Below are 14,098 nucleotides of genomic sequence, written 5' to 3'. Positions count from 1 at the left end.
ATCGCCCAATTTGGTATCGGACATACTCCGTGAAAATTTTCCGACATCCCTCCCATGGCAAAGGGGCCGGGTGTGTCAGTAACCTCTCACATCATCGCACAGTCACAAACAACATTAGTTATTATATCTAATAATTCTGCCTATTGCAAGCAAAAACGAAAAAACAATGTATCTTATTTTCAAAAGATACAATTGCAATCGCAGCTCGCGATTTATTCAAGAAGAAAGCCCCCGCACCAGGGCGGGGGCTTCTTTTAGCTCCGTTCCAATACAATGTTACTCGTTCCAGTACAATGTTGCTTTATTTAAAGGACAAAACCTCTTATTTGGTGATTGTCGCTACCGCACCAGCGCCAACTGTACGTCCACCTTCACGAATAGAGAACTTAGTTCCTTCTTCGATAGCGATTGGGTTGATCAGTTGAACAGTAACTGTGATGTTGTCACCAGGCATTACCATTTCGGTACCTTCTGGCAAAGTGATGATACCAGTTACGTCAGTTGTACGGAAGTAGAACTGTGGACGGTAACCAGTGAAGAAAGGTTTATGACGTCCACCCTCTTCTTTAGTCAAAACGTAGATTTGAGCAGAAAATTCTGTATGAGGTTTAACAGAACCTGGTTTAGCCAATACTTGGCCACGCTCGATTTGTGCACGATCTACACCACGAAGCAATGCGCCGATGTTATCGCCAGCTTGAGCGGAGTCAAGCAATTTGCGGAACATTTCTACGCCTGTTACTACGGACTTACGGGATTCTTCTTGAATACCGATAATTTCGATTTCTTCGCCCACTTTAACAGTACCACGCTCTACACGACCTGTAGCAACTGTACCACGACCTGTGATGGAGAATACATCCTCGACAGGCATAAGGAAAGGCTTGTCAGTGTCGCGTTCTGGATTTGGAACGTAAGTGTCGATTATTTCGAACATTTCAACAATTTTCTTAGCATAGTCGCCCTCTGGGTTTTGCAGAGCTTCACGAGCGGAACCGCGAATGATTGGAGTGTCGTCGCCTGGGAAGTCATATTCGCTCAGCAAGTCACGAACTTCCATTTCAACCAGTTCCAACAACTCTTCGTCTTCAACCATGTCACATTTGTTCAGGAATACAACAATATAAGGAACGCCTACTTGACGGGACAGCAGGATGTGTTCACGAGTTTGCGGCATTGGGCCGTCAGCTGCGGATACAACCAAAATCGCTCCGTCCATTTGTGCAGCGCCAGTGATCATGTTTTTAACATAGTCGGCGTGACCTGGGCAGTCAACGTGTGCATAGTGACGGTTAGGTGTTTCGTATTCCACGTGTGCTGTGGAGATTGTGATACCGCGTTCGCGCTCTTCTGGAGCTTTATCGATTTGATCGAATGCTACAGCAGCACCACCGTAAGTTTTGGACAATACAGTTGTGATTGCAGCAGTCAAAGTAGTTTTACCATGATCGACGTGACCAATAGTACCGATGTTAACGTGCGGTTTGTTACGTTCAAACTTAGCCTTTGCCATTTGAACAATTCCTCCTCAATAACTTGTTTTATTTTTAGGCTGCCGGTTTCCTCTTGGAAAAACCTTGATTATACCGGTCAGCTGATACATTGTATTACTCGCCGCCTTTGGTTTTGGCAACGATCTCTTCAGCAATGCTCTTCGGAACTTCTTCATAATGAGAAAGCTCCATAGAGAACACGCCGCGTCCTTGTGTACCGGAACGAAGTGTAGTCGAGTATCCAAACATTTCGGACAAAGGCACCTTCGCACGAATGATTTGGGCTCCACTACGGGAATCCATACCTTCAATCCGACCACGACGGGAGTTCAACATACCCATTACGTCACCCATATATTCCTCAGGAACCGTTACTTCAACTTTCATAATCGGCTCAAGCAATACTGGTTTACATTTGTCTTTCGCTGCTTTCAGCGCCATTGAACCGGCAATTTTAAACGCCATTTCATTGGAATCGACATCATGGTATGATCCGTCCACGATTGTAGCTTTAACGTCCACAAGCGGGAAGCCTGCGATAACGCCGTTTTTCATTTGTTCCTCAATACCAGCAAGTGCAGGAGCGATGTACTCTCTAGGAACAGAGCCGCCAACTACCTTACTTTCGAATTGACTACCAGTACCTGGCTCGAGCGGTTCGAACTCAACCCATACGTGACCGTATTGACCACGACCACCGGACTGACGAACGAATTTACCTTCGACACGTGCTGGAGCACGGAACGTTTCACGGTAAGCAACCTGTGGTTTACCTACATTGGTTTCCACCTTAAACTCACGACGCATACGGTCAATGATGATATCAAGGTGAAGCTCACCCATACCTGCCAAGATGGTTTGGCCTGTTTCTTCGTTAGTATGAGCGCGAAGAGTTGGATCTTCTTCGGTCAATTTACCGAGAGCAACAGACATTTTATCTTGGTCAGCTTTGGTTTTAGGCTCAACCGCGATTTCGATAACCGGATCAGGGAAATTCATGGACTCAAGAATAACTGGACTCTTCTCATCACACAGTGTATCACCTGTACCTGTATCTTTCAAACCTACGGCTGCCGCAATATCACCGGAGTAAACTACCGTGATTTCTTGACGGCTGTTCGCATGCATTTGAAGAATACGTCCGATACGTTCACGTTTGCCTTTTGTTGCATTCAATACGTATGAACCGGATTGAAGAACACCGGAGTATACGCGGAAGAATGTCAACTTACCAACGTAAGGGTCCGTCATTATTTTGAATGCCAATGCGGAGAATGGCTCTTCATCGGAAGAGTGACGTTCAACTTCCGTACCGTCTTCCAAATGTCCTTGAATACTTGGCACGTCAGTAGGAGCCGGCAAGTAGTCGAGAACAGCATCCAGCATCAACTGAACACCTTTGTTACGGTAAGAAGATCCGCAGATAACTGGGAAGATTTTAACTTCTACAACACCTTTACGGAGAGCGGCTTTAATTTCGGCAACCGAAATTTCTTCGCCTTCCAGGTATTTCATTGTCAATTCTTCGTCCAGTTCAGCAACCTTCTCAATCAATTCATTACGGAGTTCTTCAACTTGATCTTTGAATTCCGCAGGAATTTCGACTTCTTCGATATCTTGACCAAGATCATCTTTGTACATATGAGCTTTTTGTTCAACGATATCGATAATACCAATAAAATCATTTTCTGCACCGATTGGCAATTGAATCGCAACTGCGTTCGCTTGAAGGCGATCACGCATGTCGGAGACAACATTCAGGAAGTCGGCACCAATGATATCCATTTTGTTTACATATGCGATCCGTGGAACGCCGTAGCGATCAGCCTGTCTCCATACGGTTTCGGACTGAGGCTCAACGCCTTCTTTCGCACTGAAAACACCAACTGCTCCGTCCAATACACGAAGGGAACGTTCAACTTCAACAGTGAAGTCAACGTGCCCCGGGGTGTCGATAATATTGACGCGGTGACCTTTCCAGGCAGCGGTCGTCGCAGCGGAAGTAATCGTGATTCCGCGCTCTTGTTCTTGCTCCATCCAGTCCATTGTCGCAGCACCTTCGTGAACTTCACCGATTTTGTGCGTACGTCCTGTGTAGAACAAGATCCGCTCTGTTGTTGTGGTTTTACCCGCGTCAATATGAGCCATGATCCCGATATTACGTGTATTCGTCAAGGAGAACTCTCTTGCCATGAAATGGGTCTCCCTTCAAAATTGAAGTTATTTTTTTGAACTGAATCCTACCAACGGTAGTGAGCAAACGCTTTGTTCGCTTCAGCCATTTTGTGCGTGTCTTCGCGTTTTTTCACGGAAGCGCCTGTGTTGTTGGAAGCATCGATAATCTCAGCTGCCAAACGCTCTTCCATCGTTTTCTCGCCGCGGTTGCGGGAGTAGTTTACAAGCCAACGTAAACCCAGGGAAGTACGTCTTTCTGGTTTTACCTCGATTGGTACTTGGTAGTTGGCACCGCCGACACGGCGTGCTTTAACTTCCAGGACTGGCATGATATTCTTGATAGCTGCTTCAAAAACTTCCATCGGGTCATTCCCCGTACGTTCTTGGATAAGCTTGAACGCATTGTACAGAATGCTTTGAGCAACGCCTCGTTTTCCGTCGAGCATGATGCGGTTGATCAGACGGGTAACCAACTTGCTGTTGTATACCGGATCTGGCAACACATCTCTTTTGGTAACTGGACCTTTGCGTGGCATGGATATCCCCCTTTCTTACATGTTAAACCGATTTATTCGGTTTATATTCATTAGGATTTTTTAGCTTTAGGGCGTTTTGCGCCGTATTTGGAACGAGCTTGCATGCGGTTGTTTACGCCTGCAGTATCCAAAGCACCGCGAACGATATGGTAACGTACACCCGGAAGGTCTTTTACACGACCGCCGCGAATCAGCACTACACTGTGTTCTTGCAGGTTATGTCCGATACCCGGAATGTAAGCAGTCACCTCTACACGGTTCGTCAAACGAACACGAGCATATTTACGAAGTGCGGAGTTTGGTTTTTTTGGAGTCATAGTACCTACACGAGTGCATACTCCGCGTTTTTGCGGGGCACTGATGTCGGTAGCTTCACGTTTCAAGGCGTTAAAACCTTTTTGCAAAGCCGGTGATTTCGATTTCTCGATTTTAGCTTGACGTCCTTTACGAACCAGTTGGTTAATAGTTGGCATTGTGGTTGCCACCCCCTTCCTCAATTTTTCCTGTTGCTTCACAAACCATTTCTAAGCCCACAGACCCAGGCGGTTCATAAAAGAACAAATGAAAAGTCTTTGCCGCCAAGAATTCATTCTCTTAGACAAAAACGTTCCTTACCCTATTGTTTTACGATAGCAGCCATAGCGGCTCCCACTTCAATCCCACATGCAGCTCCGAGATTTTTCATTGTATCTACAAGAGTCACCTTGACTCCTTGCTTGTTGCACAAAGCAATGATGTTGGAAGTGAGACGTGGATCTGCGTCTTCTGCCACATATACTTCAGAGGCGAAGCCCAATTCGACCATGCGAATGGTTTGTTTGGTACCGATTTTGACATGAGCATCTTGCAGTCCCTGTTCTTTAGACATATCTCATTCCTCCGAAAAGGCACAATAGCATATAGACTGCTCACGCACCTTTGCTATATTAGCATTGACTATAGGCAATGTCAAGACAATTATCGACTATAGTTTGCTTAACAAAGAAATACTTTTCATTTTAAGAAAAAGCACCGGAACACCGTCTAACAAAGCCGTAATCTAAAAGCTTCATCAGAGACGCAATGTTCCGGGCCCATCATACCATTTGTTAACGTTATATTACTCGGCCGAAATCGGTTCGAGTTCTTCGGACGAGGATTGCTCACCTTCCGGTTGGGCAAATTTCACACTGCGGTAACGATTCATACCAGTACCCGCAGGGATCAACTTACCAATAATAACGTTCTCTTTCAGACCAAGCAACTGATCTACTTTGCCTTTTATAGCCGCATCGGTCAGCACCCGAGTGGTCTCTTGGAAGGAAGCTGCTGACAAGAAGGAGTCAGTTTCCAGAGATGCCTTGGTGATACCAAGCAGAACCGGTTTGGCTACCGCTGGCTCTTGACCACTGATAATTGCTGTCTTGTTCGCATTTTCATACTCGTGTACTTCAACAAAAGAGCCTGGAAGCAGCGTTGTATTCCCCGCATCAAGGATACGGATTTTACGCAGCATTTGACGAATCATAACTTCCACGTGCTTATCATTGATTTCTACACCCTGATTCCGATATACGCGTTGAACTTCCTGAAGGATATAGTTCTGCACCCCGCGAATACCTTTAATACGCAGCATTTCTTTGGGGTCGATCGAACCGTCCGTCAGTTCATCCCCGGCTTCAACAGTCATACCTTCGCTTACGCGCAGACGAGAGCCATACGTAACCGAATAAGTTTTCGTTTCAGCTTCACCCTGAATGTCGATCTCACGGCGATCTTTACCTTCACGAACTTCTTTAACTGTACCGTCAATTTCACTGATGGTTGCCTGACCTTTAGGATTACGTGCTTCGAAAAGCTCCTGAATACGCGGCAAACCTTGTGTAATATCGTCGCCCGCTACGCCGCCTGTGTGGAATGTACGCATTGTAAGCTGGGTTCCTGGTTCACCGATGGATTGTGCCGCGATAATACCAACCGCTTCACCAATCTCAACGTGTTTACCAGTAGCCAGATTGCGACCGTAGCACTTCTTGCAGACGCCATGTTTGGCACGGCAGCTCAGTACAGAACGAATTTGAACCTTTTGTACACCAGCTTTGACAATTGCTTCAGCTTTATCGGAATCGATCAATTCGTTACGGCTAGCCAAAATTTCGCCAGTCTCCGGATGACGTACCGTTTCAAAGCAATAGCGACCTTCCAGACGGTCATACAGGTCCTCAATAACTTCTTTACCGTCCTGGATACGACTTACTGTAAAGCCTTTGTCAGTTCCGCAATCTTCTTCACGCACAATAACATCTTGCGCCACATCGACGAGACGACGAGTCAGGTAACCGGAGTCAGCCGTACGAAGCGCTGTATCCGCCAAACCTTTACGCGCTCCGTGAGTGGAGATGAAGTACTCGAGTACTGTCAGACCTTCACGGAAGTTCGATTTAATTGGGAGCTCGATAATACGACCGGATGGATTCGCCATCAGACCACGCATACCGCCGAGCTGGGTAATCTGTGATTTGTTACCCCGCGCTTTGGAGTCAACCATCATCATGATGGAGTTATAGCGGTCCATGGACTTCATCAGCACTTCGGTAATATCATCTTTTGCTTTGGACCAAATATCAATAATCCGGTCATAGCGTTCCTCATTCGTAATCAAACCACGACGGTATTGATTCGTTACGACTTGCGCTTTATCCTCAGAACCTTTAAGAATTCCTTGTTTTTCCACTGGCACGATAACGTCCGACACGGCAACAGTTACACCTGAACGAGTAGAATACGTAAAGCCAAGTTGCTTGATTTTATCCAAAATCACAGCTGTTTCTGTTGTATGGTAAGTTTCAAAGCAACGGGCAATAATGTTACCAAGATAATCCTTACCTATCCCGTTAGCTTGTGGAGCATTTTGAATCGCATTTGTAAGATTTACACCCTTCTCGTAAACAAAGAATTCCTCCGCAGTACCATAAAGCAGGTTAGCACGGGTAGCATCATTGATGTACGGGAAGCTGGCCGGGAAAATTTCATTAAAGATAATTTTACCAACCGTGGTGATCAGCATCGCATCCTGTTGTTTTTCCGTAAAGCTCGTTTTATTCAAAGCTTTAACCGGAATAGCTACACGAGCATGAAGACCCGCTGTACCGCGCTGGTAAGCCGATATAGCCTCGTTCATATTGCGAAGGATCATGTTACTGCCTTCTTCTTCTTTGTTATCCATAGTCAGATAGAAAGAACCAAGGACCATATCCTGGGAAGGAGTAACGACAGGCTTGCCGTCTTTCGGATTCAAAATGTTGCCGGATGCCAGCATGAGCAAACGAGCTTCTGCTTGGGCTTCCGCAGACAATGGAACGTGAACCGCCATTTGGTCACCGTCAAAGTCGGCATTGTATGCCGTACATACGAGCGGATGCAAACGGATTGCACGACCTTCAACCAAAATCGGTTCAAACGCCTGAATACCCAGTCTATGCAGCGTAGGGGCACGGTTCAGAAGAACCGGATGCTCCTTGATCACTTCTTCGAGCACATCCCATACTTCTGCGCTCACGCGCTCTACTTTACGTTTCGCGCTCTTGATGTTGTGAGCAAGACCTTTGTTCACCAATTCTTTCATGACAAAAGGTTTGAACAATTCCAACGCCATTTCTTTCGGCAAACCGCATTGGTACATTTTCAAGTACGGACCTACAACGATAACGGAACGACCGGAGTAGTCAACACGTTTTCCGAGCAAGTTTTGACGGAAACGTCCTTGTTTACCTTTCAGCATGTGGCTGAGGGATTTCAAAGGACGGTTACCCGGACCTGTAACAGGGCGGCCACGACGACCGTTATCAATCAGGGCATCAACAGCTTCCTGCAGCATCCGTTTTTCATTTTGCACGATAATATCCGGAGCACCCAGATCTAGCAGACGTTTCAGACGGTTGTTACGGTTAATTACACGGCGGTACAAGTCATTCAGATCAGAGGTAGCAAAACGTCCACCATCAAGCTGTACCATCGGACGAAGCTCAGGAGGAATAACAGGCAGCACGTCCATGATCATCCAGTCCGGCTGGTTGCCGGAGTTACGGAACGCCTCAATTACTTCAAGACGCTTGATCGCACGGTTGCGGCGTTGTCCTTGAGCTGTACGCAGCTCTTCTTTCAGGAATTCCAGTTCTTTGTCTATATCCAAATCTTGAAGGAGCTTCTTAACTGCTTCAGCACCCATACCTGCCTGAAATCCGTAGCCGTATTTTTCACGGTAGCTGCGGTATTCTTTCTCGGACAGGAGTTGCTTTTTCTCCAATGGCGTATCTCCTGGATCAGTTACAACATAAGATGCGAAGTAAATGATCTCTTCCAGAGATCTTGGAGACATATCAAGAGCAAGACCCATACGGCTCGGAATGCCTTTAAAGTACCATATATGCGATACAGGGGCAGCCAGCTCGATGTGTCCCATACGTTCACGACGAACCTTAGCGCGGGTAACCTCTACTCCACAACGGTCACAGACAACACCTTTATAGCGCACGCGTTTGTACTTACCGCAATGGCATTCCCAGTCTTTCGTAGGTCCGAAAATTTTCTCGCAAAATAGTCCTTCTTTTTCCGGTTTAAGCGTACGATAGTTAATCGTCTCCGGTTTTTTGACTTCTCCGCGGGACCAAGAACGAATCTTTTCGGGGGAAGCAAGCCCGATTTTCATATATTCGAAATTGTTAACGTCCAACAAGGAGCAACCCTCCTTAACCAAATCCTGAGTTTTTAGGTTTGATACCGCCCAGCAGTACCGGGCGGTATCAAGAAGCCCGATCCATCCTGTAGAGAATGGATCGAGGCATATAACAAAGCTGATATGATTCAGTCAGCAGACAGACTACTCTACGCTAACCTCAGAGCCTTCCAGATTTAAACTCAGCTTGTCGCTGGTTGTATCATCTTCATCATCAAGCTCTCTCATTTCGATCTCTTGTTCGTCTTCGGACAGAATCTTCACATCCATACCCAAGCTTTGCAGCTCTTTGATCAAGACCTTGAATGATTCAGGCACACCCGGTTCAGGTACATTTTCACCTTTGACGATGGATTCGTATGTTTTAACACGTCCAACCACATCATCGGATTTGACAGTCAAAATTTCCTGAAGCGTGTAAGCCGCGCCGTAGGCTTCTAGTGCCCATACTTCCATCTCACCGAAGCGCTGACCACCGAATTGAGCTTTACCACCCAACGGCTGTTGCGTAACGAGAGAGTAAGGACCCGTTGAACGAGCATGGATTTTATCGTCAACCATATGCGCCAGTTTGATCATGTGCATGACACCGACAGTAACTTCACGTTCAAAACGATCACCTGTACGTCCGTCATACAGCACCGTCTTACCATTGCGCTGCATGCCTGCCTCTTCCATCGTATCAAACACGTCATACTCCTTGGCACCATCGAATACCGGCGTTGCCACATGAATACCAAGACGCATTGCAGCCATACCCAGATGAATTTCAAGCACCTGTCCGATGTTCATCCGTGAAGGTACGCCCAGTGGATTCAGAACGACCTGTACTGGTGTACCGTCCGGCAGGAACGGCATATCTTCTTCAGGCAAAATACGAGCAACGACACCCTTGTTGCCGTGACGTCCGGCCATTTTATCGCCTTCGGAAATCTTACGTTTTTGAGCAATATATACACGAACCAGTTGGTTCACGCCTGGTGGCAGTTCGTCGCCATTCTCACGTGTAAATACTTTGACGTCCACAACAATCCCGTCTGTTCCGTGAGGTACTCTCAAAGAAGTGTCCCGAACCTCGCGTGCCTTTTCACCAAAGATCGCATGCAAGAGTCGCTCTTCGGCTGTCAGTTCCGTTACACCCTTAGGTGTTACTTTACCAACGAGAATGTCACCTGCGCCGATTTCGGCACCAATGCGGATAATTCCACGCTCATCCAGATTACGAAGCGCTTCTTCACCGACATTCGGAATATCGCGGGTGATTTCTTCCGGTCCAAGCTTTGTGTCGCGGGCTTCGGATTCGTATTCCTCAATATGAATGGAGGTGTATACGTCTTCCTTAACCAGCTTCTCACTCAGCAGGATCGCATCCTCGTAGTTGTAACCTTCCCAAGTCATAAAGGCAACGACAACGTTACGTCCTAATGCCAACTCACCCATCTCTGTAGAAGGACCATCTGCGAGAATATCGCCAGCTTTCACCACATCGCCTCTGTTGACGATTGGACGTTGGTTAATGCATGTTCCTTGGTTCGAACGCATAAATTTGTGTAGTTTATACTTAACTATGTCGCCCTTCACTTCGGAACCATCTACTGTTTCGATACGGCGCAGCCAAATTTCGTTAGCTGAAGAACGTTCGATCACACCGTCGTATTTGGATACAATACATACCCCAGAATCTTTCGCAGCCTTGTGCTCCATTCCTGTTCCGACTAAAGGAGACTTCGGAATCAACAAAGGAACGGCCTGCCGTTGCATATTGGAACCCATCAGCGCACGGTTGGAGTCATCGTTCTCCAGGAACGGAATCAGTGCAGTTGCCACCGACACGACCTGTTTAGGCGATACGTCCATATAGTCAACACGGCTACTTGCCATTGGAATGATGTTATCAGACTGCTTGTTGTAACGAACAATGACGACTTCTTCCTTAAAGGTGCTGTCCTCTGTCAGTTCCTCATTTGCCTGGGCTACGATGTAGTTATCTTCTTCATCAGCCGTCAGGTAATCAATTTGGTCTGTAACTTTTCCAGTTTTCGGATCTACCCAACGATAAGGAGCTTCGATAAATCCGTACTCGTTGATACGTGCGAAGGTAGACAAGGAGTTGATCAAACCAATGTTTGGTCCTTCTGGTGTCTCGATAGGACACATCCGGCCGTAGTGACTCGGATGGACGTCACGCACTTCCATGCCCGCGCGTTCGCGTGTCAAACCGCCGGGTCCGAGTGCGGACAAACGGCGTTTGTGTGTCAATTCGGCAAGCGGATTCGTCTGATCCATAAACTGGGACAACTGGGAGCTACCAAAGAACTCCTTAATCGAAGCAATTACCGGACGTATGTTAATCAGCGCCTGTGGCGTAATCACATTAGCATCCTGAATCGACATTCTTTCGCGCACCACGCGTTCCATACGGGATAAACCGATACGGAACTGGTTCTGGAGCAATTCACCTACAGAGCGCAAACGACGGTTGCCCAAATGGTCAATATCGTCCGTGCTTCCGATTCCGTGAAGTAAGTTAATAAAATAACTGATGGAGGAAATAATATCGGCAGGCGTAATATTTTTAACCGATTTATCAATATTCCCGTTGGCAATCAGTTTTACAACTTTACCATCTTCAATCGGCGAGAATATGTCGATCGTTTGAAGAGGAATATCATTGCTTTCCAGCACGCCAGCAGCAACATGATACGTTCGGTGTCCTACCGATTCCTCAAGCTGGGCTAAAATCTCGTCCAACAAGCGGCGATCCACCATTTGTCCTGCTTCAGCGATGATTTCACCAGTTGTCGTATCAATCAAGGTCTCAGCAAGCCGTTGATTGAACAGACGGTTTTTGATGTGAAGCTTTTTATTGATTTTGTAACGGCCTACGTTGGCCAGATCATAACGTTTTGGATCAAAGAAACGTGCAACGAGCAAGCTCTTTGCATTATCCAGTGTAGGTGGCTCACCCGGACGAAGACGCTCATAAATCTCAATTAGCGCTTTTTCCGTAGAATCTGTGTTGTCTTTATCAAGAGTGTTACGGATATATTCGTCATTGCCGAGCAAATCCAGAATCTCAGCATCAGTGCCAAAGCCAAGCGCACGCAGCAACACCGTAACCGGAATTTTACGGGTACGGTCAATCCGGACATAGATAATGTCCTTCGCATCCATCTCCAGTTCGAGCCAAGCCCCCCGGTTAGGAATTACCGTTGCGGTGTATGTTGTTTTCGCATTCTTGTCGACTTTTGTGCTGAAATAGACGCTGGGAGAGCGAACCAACTGGCTGACAATAACCCGTTCCGCACCGTTAATAATAAACGTACCCGTATCAGTCATCAGCGGGAAGTCTCCCATGAATACTTCCTGCTCTTTCACTTCCCCGGTCTCTTTATTAATAAGCCGGACTTTTACCCGAAGCGGTGCTGCATACGTTACGTCGCGTTCCTTTGCGTCGTCAACGGTATATTTGGGTTCTCCGAGAGAATAATCGATAAACTCCAAAATCAGGTTTCCTGTGAAATCCTGAATTGGTGAAATATCCCGAAACATCTCCCGTAATCCTTCCTCCAAAAACCAATCATAAGATTTTTGCTGGATCTCAATCAGGTTCGGAACCTCGAGTACCTCGTTAATACGTGCATAACTGCGCCGAGTGCGTCGACCATATTGAACAAGATGTCCTGCCAACTTAAACTCACCCCTCATGTCTACTCACTTTAAAAATTCATTGCGAACCTTTGTTTGTGACCTTATAATAAGACACAGACAGAAGATTCAATCCACAAATACAGAAAAGCCCTTACTCGAATGCATTCGAAAAAAGAGCGACGTATCTGCAGAATCCTCTTACCGGAAGATCTTCATCACTTGTAGATTTGCCCAAAATGATTGTATTATACGTAATAGGTATAAATACTATACCCTTCTACGCATAAACCTATTGACATTTCAACAAACTAAAGCCATGAATGGCATCCTAATACTGACATTTTATAATAATAACACAGACCAGGATTCAAGTCAATGGTCCTATTGCATTTTCCTAAAACTTTTTTCTGCCTTCAAAATACGGTAACCTTTATCCTTCGTAACTTCCTCCACACGTCCGAAAAGACTCTCGATTCTAGCGCTTGCCGAAGGGGCACCCTGCTTTTTCTGAATAACCACCCACAAAGTTCCACCTTCATTTAGATGTTCATACGCAAGCTCGAAAATAGTATGCACCGTTTCCTTACCCGCACGTATAGGTGGATTCGTTAGAATCACGTCAAAACGTTCAGCTTTCACTTTCTCAAACAGATCGCTCTGCCTTATGGTCACATTGGTAATCCCATTCCGCTCCGCATTCTCTATTGCCAGTTGGACGGCCCGCTCGTTAATATCTACCATTGTAACGTGACCATTCGGTACAAGCGTCGCTGCCGTCAAACCAATCGGTCCATAGCCGCACCCTACATCCAGCACCGAAGCCTGCGCAGGAAGCTGCATCGCCTCAATTAACACACGGCTACCGTAATCAATTCCCTGCTTGGAGAAAACGCCTGAATCGCTGGCAAAACGGTATGTTCGCCCCCTCAGCACTGTTTCCAGGTTCCGCCGTTCGTGCGCCGTTTCTGGCCGTTTGGAGTAATAATGATCAGACATTCATGACCACCTCCTTCGGTTGGTAATACCATCATAGCCTTCACAATAACGTTTCAGACATGCTTGTACTGCCGTTTTACAGCAACAAACCCCTTGAAGATCACCTCAAGGGGTTTGTTTTAGTGCATTGTCTGCTAGATAGCAGTCAATTATTTCACTTCTACGGAAGCGCCTGCTTCTTCCAATTTTGCTTTCAAGGAATCAGCTTCTTCTTTCGCGATTTTTTCTTTCAGTGGTTTTGGAGCGTTGTCAACCAGTTCTTTTGCTTCTTTCAGGCCAAGACCTGTGATTTCGCGAACTGCTTTGATAACGTTGATTTTGGAAGCGCCAGCGCTTGTCAAAATTACGTCGAACTCGGATTGCTCAGCTTCTGCTGCGCCACCTGCTGCGCCGCCTGCTACAGCTACTGGAGCTGCTGCAGTTACGCCGAATTCTTCTTCGATTGCTTTTACGAGATCGTTCAGTTCCAATACGGACATACCTTTAATTGCTTCCAAGATTTGCTCTTTACTCATGGTTGAACCTCCATTTAA

The 14,098-nt window shown here is 46.4% G+C and carries 9 protein-coding genes; all 9 read right to left on the bottom strand.

Annotated features, from left to right (window positions below):
* Positions 1-322: 322 nt before the first annotated feature.
* Positions 323-1,513: an elongation factor Tu gene (tuf, locus tag ACWGOO_RS21065; RefSeq protein ID WP_354455244.1), complete on the bottom strand. Its 1,191-nt coding sequence runs from the start codon at positions 1,511-1,513 to the stop codon at positions 323-325.
* Between the two features lie 94 nt (positions 1,514-1,607).
* Complete coding sequence (gene fusA / locus ACWGOO_RS21060; RefSeq protein WP_452486590.1) at positions 1,608-3,686, bottom strand: elongation factor G; 2,079 nt, start codon at positions 3,684-3,686, stop codon at positions 1,608-1,610.
* A 47-nt stretch (positions 3,687-3,733) separates the two neighbouring features.
* Entirely contained in the window at positions 3,734-4,204 is a 471-nt protein-coding gene (gene rpsG, locus ACWGOO_RS21055; protein WP_007432586.1) for a 30S ribosomal protein S7, read from the bottom strand.
* A 50-nt stretch (positions 4,205-4,254) separates the two neighbouring features.
* Positions 4,255-4,677 carry a 30S ribosomal protein S12 gene (rpsL, locus tag ACWGOO_RS21050; RefSeq protein WP_007432587.1) on the bottom strand — a complete coding sequence of 141 codons (423 nt, stop codon included), beginning with the start codon at positions 4,675-4,677 and terminating at the stop codon, positions 4,255-4,257.
* Positions 4,678-4,820: 143 nt separating this feature from the next.
* A complete protein-coding gene (locus ACWGOO_RS21045; protein ID WP_014278316.1) occupies positions 4,821-5,072 on the bottom strand; it encodes a ribosomal L7Ae/L30e/S12e/Gadd45 family protein in 252 nt (83 codons plus the stop codon).
* A gap of 231 nt (positions 5,073-5,303) precedes the next feature.
* Positions 5,304-8,918: a DNA-directed RNA polymerase subunit beta' gene (rpoC, locus tag ACWGOO_RS21040; RefSeq protein WP_452486588.1), complete on the bottom strand. Its 3,615-nt coding sequence runs from the start codon at positions 8,916-8,918 to the stop codon at positions 5,304-5,306.
* A gap of 144 nt (positions 8,919-9,062) precedes the next feature.
* Positions 9,063-12,608 carry a DNA-directed RNA polymerase subunit beta gene (gene rpoB, locus ACWGOO_RS21035; RefSeq protein WP_452486586.1) on the bottom strand — a complete coding sequence of 1,182 codons (3,546 nt, stop codon included), beginning with the start codon at positions 12,606-12,608 and terminating at the stop codon, positions 9,063-9,065.
* Between the two features lie 342 nt (positions 12,609-12,950).
* A complete protein-coding gene (locus tag ACWGOO_RS21030) occupies positions 12,951-13,565 on the bottom strand; it encodes a class I SAM-dependent methyltransferase (RefSeq protein WP_452486584.1) in 615 nt (204 codons plus the stop codon).
* 149 nt (positions 13,566-13,714) lie between these two features.
* Entirely contained in the window at positions 13,715-14,080 is a 366-nt protein-coding gene (gene rplL, locus ACWGOO_RS21025) for a 50S ribosomal protein L7/L12 (protein ID WP_025685943.1), read from the bottom strand.
* Positions 14,081-14,098: the final 18 nt, after the last annotated feature.

The sequence above is a fragment of the Paenibacillus sp. NPDC055715 genome (assembly GCF_053617595.1).
The sequence above is the reverse complement of the archived record's forward strand: the minus strand, read 5'-3'. Positions and strand labels throughout refer to the sequence as shown.